This is a genomic window from Aeromonas sp. s9 (assembly GCF_040907765.1).
In the GTDB taxonomy this organism is placed as follows: domain Bacteria; phylum Pseudomonadota; class Gammaproteobacteria; order Enterobacterales; family Aeromonadaceae; genus Aeromonas; species Aeromonas caviae.
Genome location: NZ_JBFOCK010000013.1, coordinates 1 through 25004, shown reverse-complemented (window position 1 = coordinate 25004; position 25004 = coordinate 1). Strand labels below are relative to the sequence as shown.

22 protein-coding genes, 2 tRNA genes, 2 pseudogenes and 1 riboswitch are annotated in these 25004 nt (G+C 60.1%); of the genes and pseudogenes, 11 read left to right on the top strand and 15 right to left on the bottom strand.

Going from position 1 to position 25004, the window contains the following annotated elements:
- Nucleotides 1–17: 17 nt before the first annotated feature.
- Nucleotides 18–93, bottom strand: a tRNA-Gly gene (locus tag AB5Y54_RS01775).
- 248 nt (nt 94–341) lie between these two features.
- Here AB5Y54_RS01775 and AB5Y54_RS01770 point away from each other — a divergent pair.
- Nucleotides 342–3779 carry an ATP-binding protein gene (locus tag AB5Y54_RS01770; RefSeq protein WP_368153150.1) on the top strand — a complete coding sequence of 1146 codons (3438 nt, stop codon included), beginning with the start codon at nt 342–344 and terminating at the stop codon, nt 3777–3779.
- Between the two features lie 388 nt (nt 3780–4167).
- Here the strand turns inward: AB5Y54_RS01770 and AB5Y54_RS01765 are convergent.
- Nucleotides 4168–4257: transfer RNA gene (locus AB5Y54_RS01765), tRNA-Ser, on the bottom strand.
- Nucleotides 4258–4597: 340 nt separating this feature from the next.
- On the opposite strand from AB5Y54_RS01765, the gene AB5Y54_RS01760 reads away from it, so the two are divergent.
- Nucleotides 4598–5515, top strand: a complete 918-nt coding sequence (locus AB5Y54_RS01760; RefSeq protein WP_039039321.1) for a L,D-transpeptidase family protein — start codon at nt 4598–4600, stop codon at nt 5513–5515.
- 22 nt (nt 5516–5537) lie between these two features.
- Nucleotides 5538–6521 carry a DUF481 domain-containing protein gene (locus tag AB5Y54_RS01755; RefSeq protein WP_181023132.1) on the top strand — a complete coding sequence of 328 codons (984 nt, stop codon included), beginning with the start codon at nt 5538–5540 and terminating at the stop codon, nt 6519–6521.
- A 63-nt stretch (nt 6522–6584) separates the two neighbouring features.
- On the opposite strand, the gene AB5Y54_RS01750 is transcribed toward AB5Y54_RS01755, so the two are convergent.
- The 3 genes from AB5Y54_RS01750 to AB5Y54_RS01740 all read right to left on the bottom strand — a co-directional run bounded on the left by AB5Y54_RS01750 (nt 6585) and on the right by AB5Y54_RS01740 (nt 9134).
- The gene (locus tag AB5Y54_RS01750) at nt 6585–7310 is read right to left on the bottom strand and encodes a MaoC family dehydratase (RefSeq protein WP_010673529.1); all 726 of its coding nucleotides are present in this window, start codon (nt 7308–7310) and stop codon (nt 6585–6587) included.
- Nucleotides 7311–7546: 236 nt separating this feature from the next.
- Nucleotides 7547–8494 carry a 23S rRNA (adenine(1618)-N(6))-methyltransferase RlmF gene (gene rlmF / locus AB5Y54_RS01745; RefSeq protein WP_368153149.1) on the bottom strand — a complete coding sequence of 316 codons (948 nt, stop codon included), beginning with the start codon at nt 8492–8494 and terminating at the stop codon, nt 7547–7549.
- Nucleotides 8495–8645: 151 nt separating this feature from the next.
- Nucleotides 8646–9134: a C40 family peptidase gene (locus AB5Y54_RS01740; RefSeq protein WP_200164161.1), complete on the bottom strand. Its 489-nt coding sequence runs from the start codon at nt 9132–9134 to the stop codon at nt 8646–8648.
- A gap of 276 nt (nt 9135–9410) precedes the next feature.
- Between AB5Y54_RS01740 and AB5Y54_RS01735 the strand changes: the two genes are divergently transcribed.
- Both AB5Y54_RS01735 and AB5Y54_RS01730 read left to right on the top strand, forming a co-directional pair.
- Entirely contained in the window at nt 9411–10133 is a 723-nt protein-coding gene (locus AB5Y54_RS01735) for a 4'-phosphopantetheinyl transferase superfamily protein (protein ID WP_104454531.1), read from the top strand.
- Nucleotides 10130–10978 (top strand): tetratricopeptide repeat protein, encoded by an 849-nt coding sequence (locus tag AB5Y54_RS01730; RefSeq protein WP_368153148.1) that lies wholly within the window; start codon nt 10130–10132, stop codon nt 10976–10978. The genes AB5Y54_RS01735 and AB5Y54_RS01730 overlap by 4 nt, the downstream gene beginning before the upstream one ends.
- Before the next feature lie 139 nt (nt 10979–11117).
- On the opposite strand, the gene AB5Y54_RS01725 is transcribed toward AB5Y54_RS01730, so the two are convergent.
- Complete coding sequence (locus AB5Y54_RS01725; protein WP_010634682.1) at nt 11118–11360, bottom strand: Lpp/OprI family alanine-zipper lipoprotein; 243 nt, start codon at nt 11358–11360, stop codon at nt 11118–11120.
- A 225-nt stretch (nt 11361–11585) separates the two neighbouring features.
- Nucleotides 11586–12239 (bottom strand): 3,4-dihydroxy-2-butanone-4-phosphate synthase, encoded by a 654-nt coding sequence (gene ribB / locus AB5Y54_RS01720; RefSeq protein ID WP_010673523.1) that lies wholly within the window; start codon nt 12237–12239, stop codon nt 11586–11588.
- Between the two features lie 104 nt (nt 12240–12343).
- A riboswitch (FMN riboswitch) is annotated at nt 12344–12501 on the bottom strand.
- A 209-nt stretch (nt 12502–12710) separates the two neighbouring features.
- Between ribB and purU the strand changes: the two genes are divergently transcribed.
- A complete protein-coding gene (gene purU / locus AB5Y54_RS01715; protein WP_029313992.1) occupies nt 12711–13547 on the top strand; it encodes a formyltetrahydrofolate deformylase in 837 nt (278 codons plus the stop codon).
- A 58-nt stretch (nt 13548–13605) separates the two neighbouring features.
- Here the strand turns inward: purU and AB5Y54_RS01710 are convergent, their stop codons facing one another.
- Nucleotides 13606–14874, bottom strand: coding sequence for a DUF945 family protein (locus tag AB5Y54_RS01710; RefSeq protein WP_368153147.1), 1269 nt, complete (start codon nt 14872–14874; stop codon nt 13606–13608).
- Nucleotides 14875–14983: 109 nt separating this feature from the next.
- Nucleotides 14984–16465, bottom strand: a complete 1482-nt coding sequence (gene cls, locus AB5Y54_RS01705; RefSeq protein WP_368153146.1) for a cardiolipin synthase — start codon at nt 16463–16465, stop codon at nt 14984–14986.
- 96 nt (nt 16466–16561) lie between these two features.
- Between cls and AB5Y54_RS01700 the strand changes: the two genes are divergently transcribed.
- Nucleotides 16562–17104, top strand: coding sequence for a DUF1439 domain-containing protein (locus AB5Y54_RS01700; RefSeq protein WP_368153145.1), 543 nt, complete (start codon nt 16562–16564; stop codon nt 17102–17104).
- Nucleotides 17105–17108: 4 nt separating this feature from the next.
- On the opposite strand, the gene AB5Y54_RS01695 is transcribed toward AB5Y54_RS01700, so the two are convergent.
- On the bottom strand, nt 17109–17567 hold the full coding sequence (locus AB5Y54_RS01695; protein WP_029313989.1) for a GNAT family N-acetyltransferase: 459 nt from the start codon (nt 17565–17567) through the stop codon (nt 17109–17111).
- Nucleotides 17568–17891: 324 nt separating this feature from the next.
- Between AB5Y54_RS01695 and AB5Y54_RS01690 the strand changes: the two genes are divergently transcribed.
- The 3 genes and pseudogenes from AB5Y54_RS01690 to AB5Y54_RS01680 form a co-directional block, all read left to right on the top strand.
- On the top strand, nt 17892–18632 hold the full coding sequence (locus tag AB5Y54_RS01690) for a lytic transglycosylase domain-containing protein (RefSeq protein WP_041213327.1): 741 nt from the start codon (nt 17892–17894) through the stop codon (nt 18630–18632).
- Nucleotides 18633–18646: 14 nt separating this feature from the next.
- Nucleotides 18647–18750 (top strand): annotated as a pseudogene (locus tag AB5Y54_RS01685) (lytic transglycosylase domain-containing protein); the annotation flags it as partial.
- A gap of 14 nt (nt 18751–18764) precedes the next feature.
- Nucleotides 18765–18868 (top strand): annotated as a pseudogene (locus tag AB5Y54_RS01680) (lytic transglycosylase domain-containing protein); the annotation flags it as partial.
- 105 nt (nt 18869–18973) lie between these two features.
- Here AB5Y54_RS01680 and aqpZ read toward each other — a convergent pair.
- From aqpZ to AB5Y54_RS01660, 4 genes are all read right to left on the bottom strand, one after another.
- On the bottom strand, nt 18974–19621 hold the full coding sequence (gene aqpZ / locus AB5Y54_RS01675; protein WP_232098092.1) for an aquaporin Z: 648 nt from the start codon (nt 19619–19621) through the stop codon (nt 18974–18976).
- A gap of 339 nt (nt 19622–19960) precedes the next feature.
- Entirely contained in the window at nt 19961–20482 is a 522-nt protein-coding gene (gene ruvC, locus AB5Y54_RS01670; RefSeq protein ID WP_010673515.1) for a crossover junction endodeoxyribonuclease RuvC, read from the bottom strand.
- Between the two features lie 234 nt (nt 20483–20716).
- Nucleotides 20717–21625 carry a Gfo/Idh/MocA family protein gene (locus AB5Y54_RS01665; protein ID WP_113977827.1) on the bottom strand — a complete coding sequence of 303 codons (909 nt, stop codon included), beginning with the start codon at nt 21623–21625 and terminating at the stop codon, nt 20717–20719.
- Between the two features lie 284 nt (nt 21626–21909).
- Nucleotides 21910–22137 (bottom strand): hypothetical protein, encoded by a 228-nt coding sequence (locus tag AB5Y54_RS01660; RefSeq protein ID WP_053288171.1) that lies wholly within the window; start codon nt 22135–22137, stop codon nt 21910–21912.
- A 96-nt stretch (nt 22138–22233) separates the two neighbouring features.
- Here AB5Y54_RS01660 and AB5Y54_RS01655 point away from each other — a divergent pair, with 96 nt between their 5' ends.
- The gene (locus AB5Y54_RS01655) at nt 22234–22824 is read left to right on the top strand and encodes a hypothetical protein (protein ID WP_368153144.1); all 591 of its coding nucleotides are present in this window, start codon (nt 22234–22236) and stop codon (nt 22822–22824) included.
- A gap of 793 nt (nt 22825–23617) precedes the next feature.
- Here AB5Y54_RS01655 and AB5Y54_RS01650 read toward each other — a convergent pair.
- Nucleotides 23618–24568 (bottom strand): transposase, encoded by a 951-nt coding sequence (locus AB5Y54_RS01650; RefSeq protein WP_368153143.1) that lies wholly within the window; start codon nt 24566–24568, stop codon nt 23618–23620.
- Nucleotides 24569–25004 lie beyond the last annotated feature (436 nt).

The following is a 25004-nucleotide window of genomic DNA, read 5'->3' as shown; positions in this document are numbered from 1 at the left end:
TTGGTGCCATGGAGTATTGGAGCGGGAAACGAGACTCGAACTCGCGACCCCGACCTTGGCAAGGTCGTGCTCTACCAACTGAGCTATTCCCGCTTTATTGCCTGATGCCAGTTGCCTGACAACGAGGCGCATTATACGTACCCCGAGCCCGGGCACAACCCTTTTTTCTCACTTTGAGCCCTTTCCCGTGCTGTTTGCTCACCCTTTAGACGCCTTGGTCGAAAATCCCCCCGCTCCCTGTGACCCGACGAGCGAATTTAAGATAAAGCCATTGAAATAGTTAGCCTTTAGTCAGAAACTCATCGCGCTTAGTAACTGGATTCTCAATTGAAAATCATGCGATGAAATGGAACTTCAGGCCTCGGGGGCTCAGACCGCAGCTGATGCTGGCTTTTTTCATGTTGGGCCTGGTGCCCTTCCTGGTCGTCACCCTGTTTTTCCTCTATAGCCACGGCAAGGATCTCACCACCCAGACCTCCAACCATCTGGTCTCGGTGCGCAACATCAAGAAAAACCAGCTGCAAGACTACTTCGGCAACCTCAAGGAGCAGATCATCAACTTCTCCCAGCAGGACTTTGCCGGCAACAGTATCGGTCGCTTCTACGGTTTCACCGGTGCCTTCGAGAAGCTCGGCACCACGCCGCAGGAGGCCCGTGCCCGCGCCCAGGCCCGCTATGTGCCGGGCTCCTGGGACAAGCTGCAACAACCTGACAGTCAGGTGGAGATAGAGCCCTCCATCAGCGCCCTCATCCTGGCAGACGAGATGTATGGCCGCGTCCACCAGCGCTTCCATCGCGGCTACGCCGACATGGTGCGCAAATCCAACTACAGCGACATCTTCCTGGTCGACCTCAACGGTGACGTGGTCTACTCGGTCACCAAGCAGGCCAACTTCGCCACCAACCTGCTCTCTGGCCCCTACCAGTCCAGCGGTCTTGGCAACACCTTCGCCAAGATCAAGCGCCGCCTCGATGGCGGCCAGAAGCCCCAGCAGATCTTCGAATTCACCGATTTTGGCCGCAACGAGCTGACCGGTCAGGTGGTCGCCTACCTCGCCGCTCCCGTGATGCAGTACGACTATGTGCGCGGCGTGGTCATCTTCGAGCTGCTGCCGGACAAGCTCAACCAGATCATGGCGGAGCGGGAGGGGCTCGGCGCAACCGGCGAGACCATTCTCATCGGCCCGGACAAGCGGATGCGCGCCAACGCCTGGCTCGCCCCCGAATTCAGCGTGGAGAACAGCTTCAGCCCCGACTTCCGGCCACTGCAGACCCCCCTCATCATCAAGGCCCTCTCCGGGGAGCAGGGGGTCGGCCCCTTCCTCTCCTACCACGACGACGAGGTGCTGGCCGCCTATACCCAGGTGAAGGTGTTCGATACCGAGTGGGCCTTCATCGCCGAGATCTCCACCAGCGAGGCCTATGCCCCCATCCACCAGCTCGAGACCCTGGTGATCCTGCTGGGGGCAGGCTCACTGCTGCTGCTGATCCTCTTCTCCCGCTGGCTCTCCCACTCCATCATGGCGCCCCTGCGATCCCTCACCGCCGCCGCCGAACAGGTGGCTGACGGCGCCCTGGATCACCCCATCACCATCCCCCGCACCGACGACGACATCGACCGGCTGGCCCAGGCGTTTCGCCACATGCAGCGCTCGGTGAAGGACAAGATCGAGCTCATCGAACGCCAGACCCAGGAGCTGCAACAGCAGGTCAAGCTGACCCACAAGCAGAACCTCAGCCTGCAACAGGCGGACAAGCTCAAAGACGAGCTCCTGGCCAACACCTCCCACGAGCTGCGCACCCCCATCCACGGCATCAAGGGGATGGCCGAGTCCATGCTCGCCAGCCAGCAGGACCTGACCGAAGGGCAGCAGAAGCAGCTCGGCCTCATCATCAAGAGCGCCGACGGTCTGGCTCGCCTCGTGGACGACTTGCTCGACTACCACCAGATGCGCTACGGCCAGCTGGAGATCCACCCCCAGCCGGTCTCCTCCAAGGGGGTCATCCGGCTGGTGCTGGATCTCTGCCAGCACCTGGTGCAGGCCAAGCCCCTCACCCTGGTGGACAAGAGCCCCGCCGAACTGCCCCCTGTGCTGGCGGACGAACAGCGCCTCGAGCAAGTGCTCTACAACCTGGTGGGCAACGCCATCAAGTACACCCCCCAGGGCAAGGTGGTGCTGAGCGCCCTGGTGGAAGGCAACTTCCTGCGCATCAAGGTGACCGACACCGGCATCGGCATCGCCAGGGACCATCTGGAGCACATCTTCGAGCCCCTGGTGCAGATGAGCCCGGAAGTGAGCAAGCAGGGAGCGGGCCTCGGTCTCTCCATCACCCGCCAGCTGGTGCACCTGATGGGGGGGGAGCTGTTCGTGGAGAGCGAGCCGAGCGTCGGCTCCACCTTCGCCTTCACCCTGCCGCTGGCCAGCGGCAAGGCGGGCAGTCTGACCCTCGACAGCCGCCAGATAGAGCACCAGCTGGTGCGCCAGCAGCCCGTCATCCTGCCGGACTGGGAGAGCGAGGATCTGCCGCCCCCGCCGCAAGATGCCCCCGTCATCTTGGTGGTGGATGACGAGCCCATCAATTTGCACATACTGCGCCACCTGCTGCAGCCCTGCGGTTATCGTATCCTGCCCAGCAGCGACGGCCACGACGCCCTGACCAAGCTGGCTCAGGAGCCGGTGGATCTCATCCTGCTTGATGTGATGATGCCCACCCTCTCGGGCTTCGACGTCTGCCGCCGTCTGCGCCAGCAGCACCCCAAGGAGAAGCTGCCGGTGCTGCTGCTCACCGCCCTCAACCAGCCCAAGGAGATTGAAGAGGGTTTCAACGCCGGGGCCAACGACTATCTGGTGAAACCCTTCTGCAAGGAGGAGCTGTTCGCCCGGGTGAGAGCCCTGCTGGAGGCCAGCGCCGGGCGCGCCTCCCTGGTGGAGAACCGCCTGCTCAAACAGGAGATAGAGCACCGTCTGCTGCTCCAGGAGCAACTGCACCAGGATCAGGAGCGGCTCCTCGCCCTGCTTGGCGAGGGGGCCGACCCCATGGTCTTCCTCGATGAGCAAGGAGGGGTGCTGTTTGCCTCCCGGGCCCTGGCGCGCCTGCTGGGTCAGGAGCCGGAAGCCATGGAGGGGCAGATGCTGGACGAGTGGCTGGCCGCCCCGCTGGCAAGCCAGTGGCCCGACATGACCGCGCAGCCGGTGCGGGAGCTGGACTTCCTGGTGGCGGGCCAGCGAGACACCCTCAGCGCCCGCGCCCTGCCCATCAACCTGGGGGGGCAGCACGCCTATGCGCTGACCCTTGGCACCGAACCGCGCCAGGACGACAATCGCATGGCTGCACTGGAGAACGCCCTCAAGAGCCTCTCTCGCCAGGCCATCATCGAGGATGGCCAGTTGCTGGGGGAACTGAGCCGGCTGGGCGGGGAGTTCAGGTCGCTGGCGGACGATCTCATTCGCCAGCAGGATGACGAACCTCTGCGCCGCGCCCTGGTGGACACCATGCGTCTCACCCTGGAGACCTGGCAGCAGAGCACCGGCAAGGGCAAGATAGTGCTGGCGGAGAAGAGCAAGCTGTGGCGGGTCTACATGGACCGCTCCAGTCCCCAGACCCGCACCCTCGACAAGTACTTGAACCTCGACACCCTGCCCAAGGCACCGCGCTGGAAGACGGTGGTGGCCAGCGCCGAGTACGTGCTCAAGCACTGCGCCCTGAACGAGGTGCAGCACCAGAGTCTGCACCAGAGCACCCAGCGCCTTCGCCAGCTCGCCAGCCGCAAGGCATGAGCCTCCAACCCGCAGCCACGTTGCTCTGATGATGGCTGCGGGATAGAAAACCAAGCACCAATAGCCAACTCTGGACACATCGACTCGCAGGCTTTCTGCGCCTATCAGGGGGATCGCGATGGCTGAGCTCGCGGGGTCGGCCAGATGACCCTGCAGGTGCGGGCCTATTCCCCATCACCATGTTGGTGACGAACCCGGGAGACCTGTCTGGGCCGGCAAGTGGCTAATCAGGTGAATGGACATTCGAGAGAATGGGGTAAGACTTCGCGACCCCGTGACCACAGGCCTCAAATCGGAAAAGACATTGGGAGATGGCTGAGCCGGGGGATGGACAGAGATGAGATAGAAATGACAAACCCGCGACGGACGCGGGCTTGAGGGGAATAAATGGCGGAGAGACAGGGATTCGAACCCTGGGTGGCATTGCTGCCACAATTGATTTCGAGTCAATCCCGTTCGGCCACTCCGGCATCTCTCCACGGGCACTCATATTGACCCAACCCTAGCCGGGAAATCAATGTAAATCTCGTTGCAGATCAGACGACTGGCGATAAAACCGCCATCCGGCGATCCCGCCCCTCCCAACGCCAGTGACTTTCACCCGGCAGCGCCTCCTCGCTCACTGTCTCCACCCTGTACCCGGTTCCGGGCGGGTGAATACGGCGAGCCTGATGGGCCAGTGACACCCTGTGACGCGCTCGCCACCGCCCTCCCGGCAGTCATGGTGCCGGACTGGTAATCCCCGCGGGATTCGTTGACAATCTCTGCTCATTTTTTGGAAGGGAACCCGTCCCTCGCCCCAGCCGATAGGAACAACCATGTTCAACACTCGTATCGTCTCACTGCTGCTGGCCGCCGCCAGCCTCTGGGCCGCACCTGTCTGGTCCAACACCTATCCCCTGCCGCCAGCGGACAGCCGTCTCATCGGCGCCCTGGAAGATTACATCGTACAGCCTGGCGATCATCTGGAACTGATCGGCAAGCATACCCGGACAGGCTTTCTGGCACTGCTCGAAGCCAATCCCGGCGTAGACCCCTATCTGCCCACCCCGGGCACCCGGCTCACTCTGCCGACCCAGATGCTGCTGCCCGACGTGCCGCGAGAAGGCATCGTCATCAACCTGCCTGAACTTCGCCTCTACTACTTCCCCAAGGGCAAGCAGGAGGTGATGGTGCTGCCCATCGGGATCGGTGACATCGGCCGCGAGACGCCGGAGATGACCACCACCGTCATTGCGAAAAATCCCAACCCGACCTGGGTGCCCGGCCCCATGGTCCGCAAGTCCTGGCTGGAGCAGAAGGGGATCGATCTGCCCGCCGTGGTCCCCCCCGGCCCCGACAATCCCCTCGGCAAGTTCGCCATGCGTCTTGGCTATGGCAACAAGGACTACCTCATCCACGGCACCAACAAGGATTTCGGGGTCGGTCTGCGAGTCAGCGCGGGTTGTATCCGGCTGCGCCCGGATGACATCGAAACCCTGTTTGGTCTTGTTCCCGTCGGCACCCCGGTCCGGGTCATCAACCAGCCGGTCAAGATGGCGGTGGAACCCGACGGTCGTCGCTGGCTGGAGGTACACTCCCCCCTCTCCCGCACCGAAGCGGAGATGGCACAAGGGGCGCCGCTGGTGCTCTCCCCCGAAGCCGAGCAGTTCATCGCTGCCCCCGACATCGACAGTGCCCGGGTGACCGCCCTGCTCGAGCGCAAGAGCGGGCTGCCCAAACCCGTGAGCGGCTGAAGGCCTGACCACCATGAACAGAATCAGTCATGTGGTTTGCCTGTTGCTTCTGCTGCCTGGCTCCGCGGCGATGGCGGACATCCTCTGGATGCACAACGGCGATCGAGTGAGCGGGACCATAGAGGAGATCACGGACGAGCAGATCCGCATCAAGCCCGCCTACAGTCAGGCCATGACGGTCCCGCGCCGCGCCATCAAACGATGGCGTCTGGACAAGCAGGAAAAACCCAAGCCGCTCACCAAGACGGGGATCCCCCTGCTGGACTCTCCTGACGAGGCCAATGCCTGGCTGCTGACAGGGAACGGGGATCTCAACATCAAGCTCAAGGAGAACACCAAGAAGACCAACAACGTCAATCTCAAGGTCTCCACCGAGTTTGCCAATCTGGACTGGCGTTACAGCCTGGATGGCGAGTACATCTACGAAACGGCGAACAACATCACCGACAGCCACGAATACAAGCTCAAACCCAAGCTCGACTTCTTCTTCGACGATCACTGGTTCCTGCGATCTTCCGTCGACATCGATTACAACATGATCGATGCCGGTTATCTGGAGATTGACTATGCTTCCGGCCCCGGCTACCGCTTCTGGAATGACAGGCAACGCCGGCTGGAGATCATCAGCCAGCTCGGCCTGGAGCGGGCCTATTTCAGGCCGGAGGTGTGGAGCAACTCAGACCTGTTTGACGACAGGATCATCAATTACCCCTTCGTCAGCCTGGGGTGGGACTACCGGCAGCCCTGGACCCTCTGGGAAGAAAAATTCGAGCTGTTTGGCAAGGGCAGTTATGAAAAATTCGTCGATCAACCCTCCCCCTACCTGACCAGAAAGCAGTCCGTCAGCGGCAGCCTGGGCCTCAGGTACTATTTCAACGATCACCTGCGCCTCTCCTGGTCAAGCGAACTGGATTGGGACGATGCCTGGCTCGACTACCATGGCCTGCACAGGGATGTGAGCGAGAAGGAGTGGCGTCACCTCATCACCCTGGGAGCGAGTTTCTGACCCGCCAGAAACGACACAGGCCCACCGAAGTGGGCCTGTGTTCATGGACGCAAGGCGAGCGCGTCAGAAATAGATCCGGGTGACCGACTCGATGACGCAGCCAGGGCGACGGATCCCCTCGATCTCTATCTTGATTTCCTTGAGGAGCTCGATGCCCCCCTTGATGGGCGTGACACGCGACAGCTTGGTACGGGCGCGGATATTGCTGTCCACCTTGATGGGGTAAGGGAAGCGGACCTGCTCCAGGCCGAAATTCACCACCATGCGAGCGGTCGGGAACTCCGGCGTGCTCTCGTCCACCGAACCGGTCAACTGGGGCAGCAGGGCCAGAGTCAGGAAGCCGTGGGCAATGGTGGTCTTGAAGGGAGACTCGGCCGCCGCACGCTCGGGATCGGTGTGGATCCACTGATGATCGCCGGTCACGGTCGCGAACTGGTTGATCAACGCCTGGGTGACCTGCAACCACTCACCTACATGGGTCTCTTCACCGATGCGGGTCTGCAACTCGGCATAGAGTGCCGCCGCTTCACCTTCGAGCTCCACCACGGGATCCTGCGCCAGGGCAGGCTGGCCATTCGCGACCTGGGTGACTCTGGCAGCCTCTTGCTGGCGGGCATCCTGGGACTCCCCCTGCAGATCCAGCACTCTTCCCAGCAAGGGGTGAAGGTGTGCCTTTTGCTGAAACTCACGCCAGTAGTCGCGGATCGCCGGAGAGAGCCAATCCTTGAGCTCAAAGGGGTGTTGCGCCAGAATTTCGCGCTTGTGCTTCAGAAAATCGACAACTTTCATTTACCGATCCCTATTCGATTCAAAGCCTGTAAAGAGGTCTAACCAGTCCTATTTTATGAAAGTTTCATCAGCAAGTACAAAAAAATCTCGGCGTACACCTGTACCAGGCGCGAGAGTGGTCACTAACATGCGAGCAAACACGGGCAGGAAAACGATTGAATGGAAGGCTGCAAACGAATCAACATCTGATCTGAAAAAGAGACGGGGCCCGTGTCGCCACTGAGCCCCGTCCTCGATCATTTCCCCTGGGCGGTCCACCAGCTCTTGCGCTGCCCATCGTCCAGGAAACTCCAGGCGAGGATCCGGCTCACCTTGTTGCCTTGCGCCATGTCGAGCACGCGAACCTCCCGCGCCCCCACCCGAGCCAGCGCCTTTCGTGCGGCAGGCAGATTTTCCTTTTTCGACACCAGCGAGCTGAACCAGAGGCATTGGCTGGCAAACTCCTTGCTCTGCTCTATCATGGCCGCCAGAAACGCCGCCTCGCCCCCCTCGCACCAGAGCTCGGCCTTCTGACCGCCGAAATTGAGCACGGGCGCACCGGCCACTGCCTGGCCCTTGCCCAGGTTGCGCAGCTTGCGTTCCGTCCCCTTGCTCGCTTCCGCCAGAGAAGCATGAAACGGCGGGTTGCACAGAGTCAGGGCAAAGTGCTCCTTCGGCCCCAGGATCCCGCGAAAGACATGCTTGGAGTTACCCTGATGACGGCATGTGATCTGGTTGCCCAATCCATTGCTGGTGGCCAGCAGGGTTGCCGCCTTCACCGACACAGGATCGATGTCTGAGCCCACGAAGCGCCAGCCATACTCCCGGGCGCCCAGCAAGGGATAGATGCAGTTGGCCCCGACACCGACATCCAGCACTCGAACCTGCTTGCCCGTCGGTACGCATCCCGCGCTCTCGGCCAGCAGATCCGCGGCTCGATGCAGGTAGTCTACCCGGCCCGGAATGGGCGGGCAGAGATAGCCGGGGGGCAGATCCCAATGCGCAATGCCATAGTGCAGTGCCAGCAATGCCCGGTTGAGCGTCTTGACGGCGGCCGGATCGGCAAAGTCCAGGGTTCGGGTGCCGTGCTCGTTGGTGAACACGAAAGGCGTCAACGCCGGGGTACGCTGGCAGAGCGCGTCGAAGTCGTAGGGTGCCTGATGGCGATTGCGCGGGTGCAATCCGGTTTTCTGCTGGGGTGTCATGCTGGACCTGCCGAGGATCAAGGGGGCCACACTATAGAGAGTCGACCAGGGAAAGTCTAAACGAGGGTCATAAAAAAACCGGGCCCTGAGGGCCCGGTTCAAGTGAGGTTGGAAAAACAGTCCGTACTGCGAGCCGTTTGTCCAGCCTGACTCAGATGTCTATCCGGCGTGCCTGCCAGAATTTGCTGCGCCAGTAAGTGCTGTCGAGCTTGGAGCGTGTCACCCCGGCGCGGGTGGAGGCATGGATGAATTCGCCATTGCCGACATAGATGCCCACGTGATTGAGGCGGCGGTTGATCTTGAAGAAGACCAGGTCTCCTTCGACCAGATCCTGTTTGGAAACCCGGGTGCCTTCATGGACCTGGGAGCGGGTATCGCGGGGTAATTCAATGCCGACAGCATTGCGGAACACTTCACGGGCGAAGGCGGAGCAATCGATGCCTCGCTGGCTGCTGCCTCCCATCCGGTAAGGAACGCCGCGCCACTCTTTGTATACGGTCAGGATTTCGTTGACGTCAGGGGTTGGTGAAACTTCGGGTTCAATCACGGGTTCCATCATGGAAACCTCGATCTTGCTCGCGACCTCGGGTTGGGGTGCCGATGCACAACCCACCATTCCGAGCGCGACCAGCAGTAGCATCAGGTGGCGCAATCCTTTATCCCCGCAAAAAGAGTGAAACTTGTTAAAATGCAGCCCGAAAGGGCAATTTATAAGGCAACAGCACCCGACTATATCCAAGAATTCTATCGAGGCAAGCGAAAATCCCAATCGACCTCACATTTTTGCAAGGAAATACTCTGTTTAGCGCAATTTATGTGATCATGCACAAACAATATACAATCTTGAAAGCATCGGTTTTGAGCGCATCAAACGGACTGTTATCGCTATTTCACCCCCATTTTTAAGTGAAATATTATGCTATCTGCGGATCTCTATTTGTTAAATACGGCAAGCGTTGATGCAGACCTGGTGATCAGGCTGGCATCCGAACTCGCCCCGGATGAACGCCGTCACTGGCACGAGATCCACCAGGCGGGTCGCCAGCATGAGTACCTGCTCGGCCGGGTGCTGCTGCGCCGCCTGCTGGCCGAGCGACTCCATTGCCGGGCCGATGCCCTGACTTTTGGCATCGGTACGCATGGCAAACCGACACTGCTCAGTCATCGCTGGCAGTTCAACCTCAGCCACAGCGGAGAGTGGCTGGTGATCGCCCTCTGTGAGGAGGGTCCCCTTGGGGTGGACATCGAGATGGGATTGCGTCACCGCCCCATACTGCCGCTGGCCAAACGCTTCTATGCGCCAAGCGAATACCAATGGTTGAACGCCCTGCCCCGAGAGGAGCAACATTCGGCCTTCTATCGGCTATGGTCTCGCAAGGAAGCTGTGCTCAAGGCGCATGGCGATGGTATTTCCGCCGGACTCGACAAAATCTGCTTCCTTCCGGAGCAGGCATGGCAGCTCAAAAATCATCTCGACAATCGCCACTATGAAATCCGCGACTGGCCCGCGGGCAGCGGATGGCTCAGCCTGGCTGCCCCGACTCGCCGGGTCGATGCCCATCTGCTGGATGCGCGCTTGAATTCCATCCCGCTGGACCCCATGTTGATCCACACCATTTTTCGAGAGTCAGCCTCATGATCGTCGACATCACTCCCCAGAACTTCCACGCAGAATTGCTCGATGCGTCCATGAAAAAGCCGGTCGTCATCTATTTCCACGCCCCCCAGATGCCGGAGTGCCAGGCCATGACCCCGCAAGTGGAAGCGCTGGTCGGCCCGGCCAATGCAGCGGTGACCCTTGCCAAAGTCGACATGAACGACCCCCAGTTGCAGCCTCTGGCCAGCCAGCTTGCCCTGCGCGCACTGCCCGCGCTGGTGCTGTTCCATCAGGGGCGCCCGGATGAACAGGCCATTCTGGAAGGGCCGCAGGATGAAGCCACATTGCGCCAGTATTTCGCCGCCTTTGCCCCCAAAGAGGAGGAGTTGCTGCTCGATCAGGCAAAGCAGGCGCTGGAGAACGGGCAAGCCGATGTGGCGCACACCCATCTTGGCCAGGCCCATCGCCTCGCCCCCGAGCGTCACGACATCACGCTCTGGCTGATACAGGCCGCGCTGGATCTCAATCTCCTTGATGAGGCGCAGAACCTGCTTTCGACCATCCCCATGGTGGCACAGGATGATCATTACCAGACCCTGAGCTCCCGCCTCTCGCTGGCGCTGCAGGCCAGCGACAGTCCTGAGCTGCGCGCCCTGGAGCTGCGCCACGCTGAACAGCCTGATGACCATGCCCTCGCCCAGGAGCTGGCGGTGCTCTACAGCCAGGTTGGTAGACAAGAGGAGGCGTTGGCCCTGTTGTTCACCATCCTCAAACGTGATCTCGCCTTTGGCGATGCCAAGAAGATCTATCTCGATGTGCTGGCAACCATGGGTGCGCACCCTGCAGCGCAGAGTTATCGTCGCAAGCTCTACAGCCTGCTCTATTGAGCGACAGGAAAATCAGATGAGGGGATGCCGATTCGTCGGCATTGCCTTGTCAGGCGGGTTTCAGCGGGGAAACGCAGTAATTTGATGAATTTCAGGCAAAAAAAATGGCGCATTGAAATGCGCCATTTTTTCGCATGGATTACTTCTTGTAGGAAGTAGCCATGTTGTCGATGCGCTGGTTAGCACGCATAGCTTCTTGCTTGGCTTCTGCAACATCAGCAGCGATCTTGGACTGATCAGCACGAACAGCGCTAACATCTTGAGCCAGTTGGTCAACTTTGTTAGACAGATTCTGAACGGAAGTTTCCAGTTCGCTGGTGTTTGCACAACCGCCCAGCAGAGCGGACAGACCAACAACACCTACCAACAACATTTTTTTCATTTTTAAAAGCTCCCTTTAACTCGCCAGACGTTTAGCAAGCGGCGTGATTATGGCACAAAAAAATCATACTTTGGATAGGCCCCATCACAGATAAATGCGTTAAAACCCTCATTTTTTTTTAGCTGCACACTTTCCGTACAAACTTTAAGCAAAAATGAGTGTCCCTGGATGAGGTTCGCACAAAGCGTAACCAAAATTTGGGCTTATTACAATTTCGTATGAGGCTCAGGCTGAACGTTCTGACAGCAATTGACGATATTGCACCAGATCTTCGATGGTCAGGACCGGCATCCGGTGCTGGCGACCGAAGGCCACCAGGTCCGGCAACCTGGCCATGGAGCCATCTTCCTTGGTCAACTCGCACAATACTCCGTAAGGTTTGAGCCCGGCGAGCTGCATCAGATCGACGGTCGCTTCGGTGTGACCACGGCGGGTCAGCACCCCACCCGTGCGGGCGCGCAGCGGGAAGACATGGCCGGGTCGATGCAGATCGGAGGGCCGGGCACCGTCGGCGATGGCCGCACGGATGGTGGTGATGCGATCGGCGGCGGACACCCCGGTGGTCACCCCCTGCGCCGCTTCGATGGTCACAGTGAAGGCAGTCTGATAGTGGCTGGAGTTGGCCTCCACCATCATCGGCAGCTCGAGCTGGCGAACCCGCTCGTCGGTCAGACAGAGGCAGACGATGCCGGAGCACTCGCGGATCATCATGGCCATCTGCTCGTTGGTCATGGTTTCTGCGGCAAAGATGAGATCGCCTTCGTTCTCGCGATCTTCATCATCGGCCACCAGCACACCCTGACCGGCACGCAGGGCGGCCAGCGCGGCTTCGACGCGAGCAATGGGATCACCGAATTCACTGAGTAGAGACTGATTCATGGTAAGACTCCTAAAAAAGACAAGGACCAGAATCAGGGCATGGAAAGGCAGACAGAAGTAGCCATGCGGCAGCCAACCCGGCAGGGTCTGGCCAGCAATATCTGTCTTATCCTCTTTCATCCGGACTATGACCGTCGGCTCCGGCATCTCACCGGATCTGCTGACCCCGTCCCGGATGAATGCCGGGTCGGGCGCTCGCGGGCTCCCCGAGTCACATCGGGATACCGCCGGTGGGGAATTTCGCCCCGCCCTGAGAATAAGCGCAGACAGCCTAAAGAAAAAAGACGCAGGATGCCAGCCAAAAACCCATCAAAGACAAACCGGGTGCTGGCTGCACGGCAATTTTCGCGCGAGCACCACCCGATACACGGCGCGCTGTCCTTTCTGATTTCGTTTGTGGCATAGTGCCAGCAAAAACGCGCGCGCCCGCGCAGACCGGGTGCCAACATCACAAACGGAATCATGACAGAGATGGAAAAGAAAATACTGCTGACCGATTGCCCCGACGCCAAGGGTCTCATCGCCAAGATCACCAACATCTGCTACAAGCACCAGCTCAACATCAACAAGAACGACGAGTTCGTGGATCACGAAAACGGCCGCTTCTTCATGCGCACCGAGCTGGAAGGGCGCTTCAACGACGAGACCCTGCTGGCCGACCTCGATGATGCCCTGCCTGCCGGCGCCCAGCGTCGTCTCGTCAAGGCGGGCAAGAAGCGCATCGTCATCCTGGTGACCAAGGAGACTCACTGCCTCGGCGACATCCTGATGAAAAACTATGCCGGCGCCCTGGACATGGACATCGTCGCGGTCATCGGCAACTACGACACCCTCGCCGAGCTGACCGGCAAGTTCGACATCCCCTTCCACTGCGTGAGCCACGAGGATCTCAGCCGCACCGAGCATGAGGAGCAAGTGCGCACGCTCATCGATGGCTACCAGCCGGATTACGTCATCCTGGCCAAATACATGCGTGTGCTGACCCCAAGCTTCGTGGAAGCCTATCCGCGCAAGATCATCAATATCCACCACTCCTTCCTGCCTGCCTTCATCGGCGCCCGCCCCTATCGTCAAGCCTTCGACCGCGGGGTCAAGCTGATTGGTGCCACCGCCCACTTCGTCACCGACGATCTGGATGAAGGCCCCATCGTCGAGCAGGACGTGATCCACGTCGATCACACCTTCAGTGCCGATGACATGGCCAAGGCCGGACGCGACGTGGAGAAATCCGTGCTGAGCCGGGCGCTGGAACTGGTGCTGAACGAGCGGGTCTTCGTCTACGGCAACAAGACCGTCGTGTTCAAGTAAGCGGCTGCGCGCACCCCAGCAAAAAGGCTCCCGAGGGAGCCTTTTCATTGCGCGGCACTCACGGGTGCAGCGGCAGACCATTGACGGTCACGGCCCCTTTGTCGAGCTTGAGCTCGGCCTGAAGCTGTGACTCCTGCGCCTTCAGATATCCCATGGCGGTGAATTGCTCCAGCATGGGGGCCAACTGGGGAACGGCCTGGCCCAGCTTCTCCCCAAGGTGGGCATGAAGCAGAGCGGAGAGTGCCTGCATCCCCTCCTCGCTGCCCATCAACTGTGCCAGGGTGGTGGGCGCCAGCTTGGCCTCCCCTTGCAGGCTGACAGGCTCACCGTTCAATCGCGCACTCAGATCCGCCAGTTCCAGTGTGGCCCCTCTCTGGAGCATCTTGTCCAGCGCTTCCTGGATGGCCGCTTCGTCCACCCGCTTGCTGCTGGCCTCTTGCAGCGTCTGATACCCCTCGAGATCCAGCCCCTTGAGGGAGAGATCCAGATTTCCCTGGGTCAGCGCGAGCCGGTCTTCCTCGCTTTCCATGTTGAGGGTCGCCAACTTCATCTGATAGCGAGTGGAGAGCGTCTGAAGATCGTCCCCCGCCAGCTCGGTGGCCGTGATCAGCCCCTCCAGCGTGATCTTGACGTTCCCCGGCTGGGTCAGGGTGAAGGCCGTGAGGGTCGCATCGCTGCGGGGAGAGAGCCAGAGCCCGCTGATCTCGGCCATGTCGGCACTGCCCTTGAGATCCGCCAAGGCCAGATCTGTCTTGCTCTGGGCATCGTGGACCGTCATCCCCAACCAGTGGGCGGTGAGATGGCCATTGCCGTCGAGATCCCCGCGATAGTCGCCGTTCAAGGGCAGGAAGGTGAACTCGTTGAGCCCCTCCTTGACCTTGAAGTCACTCACCCAGAAGCGGGAACTGTTGCTCATGGTCCAGAGGCTGCTCGCCGATTCTGCCCCCAGTTGCCACTGCTGCATCCCCAGAGAGGTCAGGATGGGCGCCAGCGTGCCCTGTGCGGTATCAAGCTGGAGGTGGCTCTTGATATAGAGCGGCAACAGGCGGCTGTTGAACGCGAACTGCATCTCGATGGGTTCGCTTCCCGCCAGCTGGGGATCAAAACTCGCCAGCGTCTGGGGCGGCACCACCACCTTGAGCACGCCGTCGCGGGTGAACAGATTCTCCGTCTCCGGGCTCCAGGTGACTTCGATTCCGCTCTCCTGCTGCGCCCTGGCGATCTGCTCGGCCAGGATCCGGTCGAACGTATTGCCCGTGTACCAGCAGGCGCCAAGCCCTCCCACCACCAACACGGCTCCGACGGCCAAGGCCACTTTTTTCTTCATCAGTTCTGTTTCTCCACAATGGTTCAATGGCGGGTGCATGGGCGCACTCTACGGGGAGGATGGGCATCAACACAAGCCAGACAACGGCTTGGGGTCCACGCTCTGGCTGTCACAGCAGGGGGCTGAACAGGTAGAAGATGTTCTCAAGCAATTTTTTGTACCAGGGGCGGGCACGCCACCTGGTCAGTGACATGGGGGTCGCCTCCAGCATGTAGCCCTGCACCAGCTGGTTCATCTCGGCGACAAACACCGGGTTGTCGATGAGCAGGGTGATCTCGAAATTGAGCCAGAGACTGCGCCGGTCGAGGTTGACCGTGCCCACCAGGGCTAAATCATCGTCCACCAGCACGCTCTTGGTGTGCAGCAATCCGGCATCATAGCGGTATATCTCCACTCCTGCCGCCAGCAGATCCTCCATGAAGGAGTTGCTGGCGTGGTTGGCCATCAGGGAGTCGTTGCGCGCAGGCAGAACTAACTGCACCAGCACGCCGCGGGCCGCCGCCGAAGAGAGGGCCGCAGCCAGCGGATCGTCCGGCACGAAATAGGGGGTGGTCAGCACCAGATGGTGACGAGCCTGGTAGATGGCGAGCAGCAGGCTCTGCTGGATGCAGTCACCGCCGACGAAGGGGCCTGAGGGAATGAGCTGGGCTCGATAGTTGGTCTGTGGCCAGGCTTCCGGCTCATGTTGCAGACTGTCGAGCAGCCGCTCGCCGGTCTCCATCTCCCAGTCCCAGACGAAGGTGGACCACATCAACGGCACCACGGGGCCCTGCACCCGGATCATGATGTCGACCCACTGGCCGACCCCGGCATCCTGCTTGAAGAAACGGGGATCCACCATGTTCATGGAGCCGGTATAACCAACCTTGTCATCGATCACCACCAGCTTGCGGTGCATGCGCAAGTCCTGGCGCTGGAAGGGGATTCGCCAGGCGCCGACCGGCAACACTTCCACGACTTTGACACCGGCGGCGCGCAAAGTTTTGGGCCAGGAGGAGCGGAAGAAGGTCTTGCTGCCGATGGAGTCGAGCAAGACACGACAATCCACGCCGCGTGCCGCCACCTCCATCAACGCCTCGCACACCTCGTCCACATCCCCGCCGGGGTGCCAGATGTAGAACTCCAGATAACAGGATTGGGAGGAGCCCCGGATGTCGCGCACTATCTCCTCTACGATACTCTTGGGCTTGTGCAGCAGGGTCATCCGGTTGCCCGAGAGCATGGGCATGGCCAAGCGTCCCTGGATCAGATCGTGGAGCGGGCGTGCCTTGCTGCCCACCTCGCAGCAGTGCTGGGGGAAGAGGCGCGCGAGCTGGCGGATCCAGATGGCGTAAGGACGGTACATGGCCTGGGCCCGCTCCGCCCGCGTGCGACCGAGGCGTATCTCGCCAAACAGCACGTAGAAACCGACCCCGGCGAAGGGGATGGCATAGATGAGGGCCAACCAGGCGAGGGATACCCCGATGGGACGTCGCTTCATCACCACCCGCAGGGAGATCCCTGCCACGATCACGGTGTGAAACAACAGCAACAACCAGCCGAGAAAGCGGGAAAACAGCAACTGAATGTCGTATTCCAGACCGTCGAGCAAGGCGACTCCTTGGTGTATTGGACAGATGGCACGGGCAGACCCCACAGGGTCGGGATGGTATGCTATGGGGCACACCCATTCTATCAGGTCGTTAGCATGATCCTGCAATCTATGCTGCTGAGTCTGGCCATGCTAGGTCAAGGCTCATATGACATCAATGAGCAGCAGATAAATCAGTACCTGCAATCCCAGGTGCAAGTGGACAAACAGCTGGAATTGCCCGGCATCATCAAGGCCCATGTGCAACTCGAGCAGAGCGATGTGCAGATTGGTCGCCAGAGCCCGGATACCGCCAGGGTGTTTGGCAAAGGCAAGTTGAAAATCGCGCTCCCGGATCAGACCGAGTACGACGCGCGCCTCAACATGACCTATGAGGCGAGGCCCCGCTACGACAAGGCCAAGAGTGCGCTCTTCCTCGACAACATGAAGCTCATCGATTACAAGCTGGAGCCTGCTGCGGCGGAACAGAAGTTTGGTTTCATGCTGAAGATGCTGCTGCAGAGCATGGAGAAACGGCTGGAAACCCAGCCTGTCTACAAGCTGGATGACAAGGATCCCAATCAGGCCTGGCTCAAGGAAAATCTGCTGGGGCTGGAGCTGTCACCAGGCAAGATCCACCTGCTGACCAAACCCCAATAAGATCTCAGTTGAAAACAGGCGCCTTCGCCTGACGCACCAGCAGCTCGATCTGGTAACCCTGTTCGTGCTGCTGGTGATAGAGGGAGTGAAGGGGCCCGTCGAGTTCATGCAGGGGAAGGTGGTCAAATCCCGCCTTGAGGTAGAAGGGTTTCTCGAACGGCAGGGCGTGACAGATCACGGGCTTGTCGGAAAGATCGCGGCAGGCATGCTGTAGCAAGCGGGACCCCAGCCCCAGGGACTGGTAGTGAGGGAGCAGACGAAAGCCGCACAAGTGGTAGTAATCCTGTTCATCGCGCAGGCGCACCGCCCCCACCAGCCAGTGCGCATCACGAACCACAAAAATCCGTTCTGCCAAATCCGGGACATAGTGGGAAAACGTCGTCTCGTAATAGTCTCTGATGAGGGAAAGATCCGCATCACAGTACTCTTCGAATCTGAGCTCCATCGCTCGCCTGCTTGTCATGCCCATTTCGCTCTGGCCATACCGGCCCTCTCCTGCTCGCTCTCTGGCTCCACGAAGAGATCTGACCAGAGTGGAGCAACAGCAAGATAACACGCCTTTAACTTACAAAAAAGCCAATAACTCGATGGAAAAGACGAGGTTGCGATCATGCGTCCCTTGACGCCATGAGCCGCGCCCCTTGTCCTGAGTGAGCACACAGGCGGGACGTCCCTCTGCCATCACATTTCCAGCCTCCCCTGTTCACGGGAACTTGTTCTGCGCCATCCCGAATGCTTTACTCAACGTGGCTAACGAGGCTTAAGGAGCAAGCCGTTGAAAGCATGGATGTTGCTGGGCATGATGCCGCTGTTTTCCCACGCAGCCCCGGCTCAGATACCGCCACCGGCAGAGGTGGTGATCCTGACCCCGGAGACGGCTGTCTCCTCCCCGGTTCCCACGCCGCGTACCGTGGCACTCACCACGGCGCCGCTCCCCTCCCCTGAACCCGCTAAGCCTGCAAGCCGTCAGATCCAGGTCTACAAGTCGGTACAAAAGAACGGGGTCATACGCTATTCCGACATGATGCCGGAGCAGGGTCACTACGAACTGCTGTTGTTCAACGACTGCTATGCCTGCGATCCGGCGTCCAAGGTCAACTGGCGCACGACAGGCCTCTTCCTCTATGACTACGCCAGCACCATACAGGCGGCAGCCAAGGCTTATCAGGTCGAGCCTGCCCTCATCCGGGCACTTATCCATGCCGAGTCCGCTTTCAATCCTCTGGCCGTCTCCCGCAAGGGCGCCATGGGACTGACCCAGCTGATGCCCGCCACGGCGCGCGAGCTCGGGGTCGGCAACGCCCTGCTGGCGGAGCAGAACATCTTTGGCGGGGTGAAATACCTGGCGGGTCTGCTCAAGCAGTATGACGGCAATGTGGCCCTGGCCACCGCCGCCTACAATGCAGGCGCCGGTGCGGTGCAAAAACACGGCGGCATACCGCCCTATGCCGAAACCCGGGCTTATGTGGAACGAGTCAAGCTGCTGCATCAGCGCTACAAAGAGATGCTGAGCGCCAAGGGGTTGTAGGACCGGTACGGTACAAGCACGGCGGCATCCCTCATTGGCCGAAACCCGGGCTTATGTGGAACGGGTCAAGCTGCTGTATCAGCGCTACAAGGAGATGCTGAGCGCCAAGGGGTTGTAGGACCGGTACGGTACAAGCACGGCGGCATCCCTCATTGGCCGAAACCCGGGCCTATGTGGAACGGGTCAAGCTGCTGCATCAGCGCTACAAAGAGATGCTGAGCGCCAAGGGACTGTGATCATGCCGCACCCTATCGTCAGCATGGCGCCCTGCCCGGTATTCCTTCAGGCATAAAAAAACACGCCCGGGGGCGTGTCGATACCACACGTTAACTAGCAACACATCACTCTTTCGTGGCGATCACACGATAGGCCAATGCACCCAGAATGGCACCGACAATGGGGGCAACCCAGAACAGCCAGAGCTGGCCCACGGCCCAGTCACCGACAAAAAGCGCCACGCCAGTGCTGCGCGCCGGGTTGACCGAGGTGTTGGTCACCGGAATGCTGATGAGGTGGATGAGGGTCAGGCACAGACCGATGGCGATGGGAGCAAACCCGGCCGGCGCACGGCTGTCGGTGGCCCCCATGATGACAAACAGGAAGAAACCGGTCATCACCACTTCACACACCAGTGCGGCCAGCAGGCTGTAACCACCGGGGGAATGCTCGCCATAGCCGTTGGAAGCAAAGCCTGCGCTCACATCAAAACCCGCCTGTCCGCTGGCAATGACATAGAGCACGCCACCTGCCACGATCCCGCCAAGCACCTGGGCCACGATGTAGGGCAGCACGTTGGAGGCCGGGAAGCGGCCACCGGCCCAGAGCCCGACGGTCACGGCCGGGTTAAGGTGGCAACCCGAGATATGACCGATGGCATAGGCCATGGTCAGCACGGTCAGACCGAACGCCAGGGCGACGCCCAGCAAGCCGATCCCCACATTGGGGAAGGCGGCAGCCAGCACGGCGCTCCCGCAGCCTCCCAGTACCAGCTAGAAGGTTCCCATAAATTCAGCAGCAAAAGGTTTCACTCTTGTCTCTCCCATGATGATTAACACGAGAGCCAGAAAGGCTCATACGGACACTGTTATTGAACAGGCGCCATATTATGGGAGTGTGGCGGAGCAAGACGAAACCGACCCGGCTCATCGCGGATATGTGATGAAGGTCACAAGTTATTGATAAAGTAGAAAGATATCCCCCCGCCCGGTGCGCTTCTCCACGGGAGTCCTATGGAGGGACGCGACAGATTGTGACCCTACCAGCGATTTTGCCAGCAGCTCCGGCACCCGGCGCTCCCCTGCCAACACCGGGTAGCCCTCCTCCAGGGATCAGCGATAACGGCCGCGCACCGATCCGCTGGCCCGCCCGGCCATGCGAATGAGGCTCTGACGGGTGTGGAAGTGGCAGAGCGCCACCCCGAGGGCATCCGCCGCATCCGCCTGGGGGGTGGCAGAGAGCTTGAGCAGATGGGTCACCATGTGCTGCACCTGCTCCTTGGCGGCGCCACCGGTGCCCACCACCGCCTGCTTGATCTGGGTGGCCGAATACTCGCTCACCGGCAGCAGGGCATTGACCGCCGCGACGATGGCACTTCCCCTGGCCTGGCCGAGCTTCAGGGCCGAGTCCGCGTTGCGCGCCATGAAGACCCGCTCGATGGCGAACTCGTCCGGCTTGAACTGGGTGATGATCTCGCTCACCCCGTCATAGACCTGCTTCAGGCGAGACGGCAGCTCCCCCAGATCGGTGCGGATGCAGCCCGATCCCAGGTATTCCGCCTTGCCCGCGACGATGCGAATGACCCCGTAACCGGTGATGCGCGAACCGGGATCGATCCCCAGAATGATGCTCATGAACGGAATACCCCGCCCACTGCGGTCAGCCATCTCATCTTCGACACCTTCTTCATTGCGATCTCTTGCCCTGCAGCTCTTGATGGCCGCCAAGATAACAAACCCGCCTTCGCTTGGCTCGCTCGCTGGCACCTTTCCCGGCTGACTGCGCAAGGAGCCACCATCTCATACAGTGCTCTGCCGATTCTCTGGCCAGTGATGCCTGCCGGTGTCACCCAGCCCCTTGCATTCGGGTCATCCCTTTGCCAGGGCGACGAGGCGCTCTGCCAGTCGATGGCTTTGCAGGTAGCTCTCGACCAGCGCCCCGTCTGTCCGCCCGGCGTCAATCTGCCCATACCAGTGCTCGAGCATGGCGACAAAGCCTCGGCTCGCCAGCACGGGCTGCCAGTCGCCCGGAGCCAGAGTCTGCACTGTGTTGTCTCGCGCAAGCAGGCCACGGGTGCAGTTCTCGATATGCAATGAGAGGTTGTCGCCATAGGCATCGATGCGCTCCTCGGTCATGCCGGCGCTGCGATTCATGCTGCCGCTCACCGCCATCTGCCCGCTCTGCCAGGCGACGCTCACCCCGGCCAGCAGCTCGGGCTGCTCACTGCTGCGTCGCAGCACCGCATGCAGCTCCCCGTCCGGCTCGCCGCCATAACAGCAGAGGCTGTCGAGCACATGGATACAGTCGTCAAACAGGAACTGGCGAGGCGCCCCCGGCAGGGCGTGCCTGTGCTTTTGCCAATGGAGCTCGGTCAGCGGCTGGCCGCGTGCGGCGGCCATGGCGGGCAGATAGCGACGGTTGAAGCCCACAAACAGCGGGCAGTCTCTGGCGATGGCGAGATTGGCGAGCGCCTCCACTTCTCCTGCGTTGTCACACAGCGGCTTGTCCACAAAGGTGGGAATGCCGGCACGCAGGCACAGCTCCGCCAGTTTGCCGTGCACGGCGGTGGCAGCGTGGATCATCACCGCATCAGGTCGGCTCGCCAGCAGCGCATCGACCTCGGTAAAACACTCGCCAATCCGGTACTGGCGCGCCAGTTTGCCGAGCACCGAGGGACTCCGGGTACAGAGCAGCGGGGTGACTCGCTCGTCGTTTGCAAGCAGCGGCAGATAGGCCTTCCGGGCGATATCGCCAAGGCCAATCAAGGCAATGCGCATGGGTACTCCTCTCAAGGGGATAACCAGATAACTGCCTGCACGATCTCAGGATTTCCCTCGCAGATCCAGCCTTGGCGCCATCTCGCTCCAGGCGCCTTCTGATGCAATGCGGCATCGCCCCGCGACACCCTGGCCACCTTCCTCCCATCGAAGCGACCCCCGGCGGCGCGGCGCTTGAGCGGCAAACCGCGATAGCAAAACAGGCAGGGCGACAACTGTCGCCCTGCCTGTTACACCCGCACACACCGCCGCACTCGGGCGATTGGCGCTCTTCTCACGTCTAGTTACTCTGCCGACCTGGCCTGCTCTTTGGCATCCCGCCACTTGCCAATCCTGGCGCCCAGCTCGGCGCAAAGCATGGCGCTGACCATGGCACCTATCATCCGGGTCATATCCGACATCTCTGTTGCAACCGGAAGCAGGGGCACGATCAGGTTAAAGGCGATGAGCCCCATCACCAGCCCGAGCCCACTGCCTACCTTCTCTCTTCGGGATCGCGTTGTTATCGCCATCTGATTGCTCCTGACTTGAACGTTCCACGTGACTCGCCCTTGCCAACGTATCCAGCAAGATAACAAAGCCTTTCTTCATTTGGGACAGCCATCTTTGTGTACTCCGCCTTCTTGCCTGGCGAATACCTTCGCCTGGCCTACGCGGGGCAACTGGATATGCCGCTGGAAGGGGAGATCCGGGACGATGTCAGCATGCGCAAATTGCGCGGCCTGGACACCTGCCTGACGACGCAGACCAAGGTCTTTCGTAACGGCTTTGGCAAACAGTTCGTGAAAGCACTGCGTGATGCCCGCCAGGACATCCCCAAGAGCGAGATCATGAACTCGCTGCGCAAGGTGGGTGACGATATGAAGGCCGAGCAAGGCGTCAATGACCGCGTCGTGTTCCTCATTTCGGACATGCTGGAGCACTCCGATTACACCAGCTTCTATGCCACCAACAAGATCAAGCAGCTCAATGTCGGTGACGAGCTCAAGCAGGCCAAGAGCAAGGGGCTGTTTGCCGATCTGCAAGGCGCTCGCGTCTACGTCACGGGCGCCGGGCTGGTGACCGACGCGGTGAAATACGCCTATCGTTCCGGCAAGACCATGGATGCACTCGGTGACTTCTGGTCACAGTACTTCGAGCACTCCCATGCCACCCTGGTGAACTTCGGCGCCCCCAGCCTGAGCACGGACTTGCAATAACCGTCACGTCACAGGCAGAGCACGCGCTTCTGCCCATCACACAAGGGCGACCAACTGGTCGCCCTTGTTATTTATTGCCAACACTGCCCCCCTTCGAGATATCGGCCAACCCGCCCCTTGGCATCAGGTTTGGTCATGCGAGCCAAAGGTGGGTCCCCATATTTGCCGACTCTTGTAAAAGATCCCCAAGGGACGTCGTCATCTCCCCCCTTCTCCATGGACCGAGCAAGATAAGCTCCCTTTTTATTTGGTTTTATTTGGGACAGCCGATAAGGTCTCTTTTTTATTTGGGACAGCCATCTTTGTGTACGGATTGTTCCATTAGAGGAACCATATCACCCACTCTGTTTCACTGATGCAAAAATCACCTGCTCAAGCAACACCCACGGTGTCGCCGCATTGTGAGAAAGGGCCTGTTGACAAAGGACCGATAGCCCCTCTTCCCCAACCCGCCTTATCAGGACAGCCATCTTTTGGAGAAAGCCCTCATCCAGCGCCCAGCACAACTCGTCATCCAGCATGTGCGATGGCATTTGTGAAACTCGGGGGATTAAAAAGAATGTCTTGGCATCGATGACGCCAATTCATGGCGCCTTATCAGGACAGCCATCTTTTGGAGAAAGCCCTCACCCAGCGCCCAGCACAACTCGTCATCCAGCATTTGCGATGGCATTTGTGAAACTCGGGGGATTAAAGAGAATGTCTTGGCATCGATGACGCCAATTCAGATGCGATCACACAGGCGGGGTGCTGGCGCGATACCGGACGTTGCTATGACACAAGTATTCATCACTCAAAGGGATGGTTGATGACACCGTCGCTGGCCACAGTGCCAGGCAAACTGCTGACAATGCTCTTTGTCACCCACCACTCTGATGCCCTGGCGCCGAAACAGCGTAACTTGCTTGAGCCAGCGCACCTCGTCCACCCCCAGCCGCGCCAGGATGGGGGCAAGAGAAGCCGGGATATGGCCCCGTTTGTCCACTCGGATGGCGCGACCTGTCCAGTCCACCAGCATCAGGTAATCCGCAAAGGCATATGGCAGGCTATCGGGTCGTGCTTCGTGCGCGAATGGCAACAACAACGGCGGCAATGGGGCGGCGGACTGCTCGCCATCGAGACGCTGCTTGAGGCTGGTGTAATCGCTCTGTTCAGGCCGATCGGACAATCCCGCTCGTATCGGGTTGAGGTCAACGTAAGTCATGCAGGCCAGCACGGCTGGCTCGGTGAGCAAGGCCTGGCTCTTGAAGCGCCCTTCCCAGAAATGGCCCTTGCAACCGTCTTCCCGATTGGCCTGCCGAGCCAGGGTTTCATTGAGCAGCCGCACAAACCAGCTGATGGAATGTAACCGCTCCCGCCACTGCCCTATCAGTTGTTGCACCACGGCCAGTTCGGGCTCAATCAGGGATTCCCCGTGATACCAGCGTCGTACCAGCAGCGGCCACTGGAACAGCGCAGCCCAACGCTCGGCCACCTCTCGCTCGCTCCAATTGGCAGCGGTATCCGGCTCGACCTTGAGCACCAGATGATAGTGATTGCTCATCACCGCATAGGCACAAACACCGATGGCAAACAGTCGCGACAATTGGCCCAACTTGTCCACTACCCACTGGCGCCGATGCTCGTAACTCTGGCCGGAGTGGGTATCTTCCCCGCACAGAAACGCCCGCCGCACACAGCGACTGACCACATGATAGTAAGGCGTATCCTGCAAACTGATTTGACGTGAACGGGCAATGGTCATGGCTCACCCCCTGGGCAGTGACACCTCAAGCCAAGTACAGGGCTACGTCGCTGTCAAAAAGGTGGGTGTCAAAAAGGTGGGTGTCCCAGATTTCTGTGGAGCATATTGGAAGCTGTAATCCACGGGCGGTAGCGTGGGAGTTGGTTGCGTTACGCCCCATACAGAAAGGTGGGTGTCCCAGAACTCCCTCATTACAGTGGCTATCTGGAACCTGTTGAACTGCGATGGATCACTGCCCTCGCTGGTCAATGGAACATATTGGAAGCTGTAATCCATGGGCGGTAGCGTGGGATTTGGTGGCGTTACGCCCCACACAAAAAGGTGGGTGTCCCAGATTTCCTCTGATTGCCTTTCTTGGTCTGATGCATCTGCGGATCGCGTTGCTGCTCTTTGTTCTTGGTCGAGCTGGGTGCCTCAATGATGGTGGCATCGACCA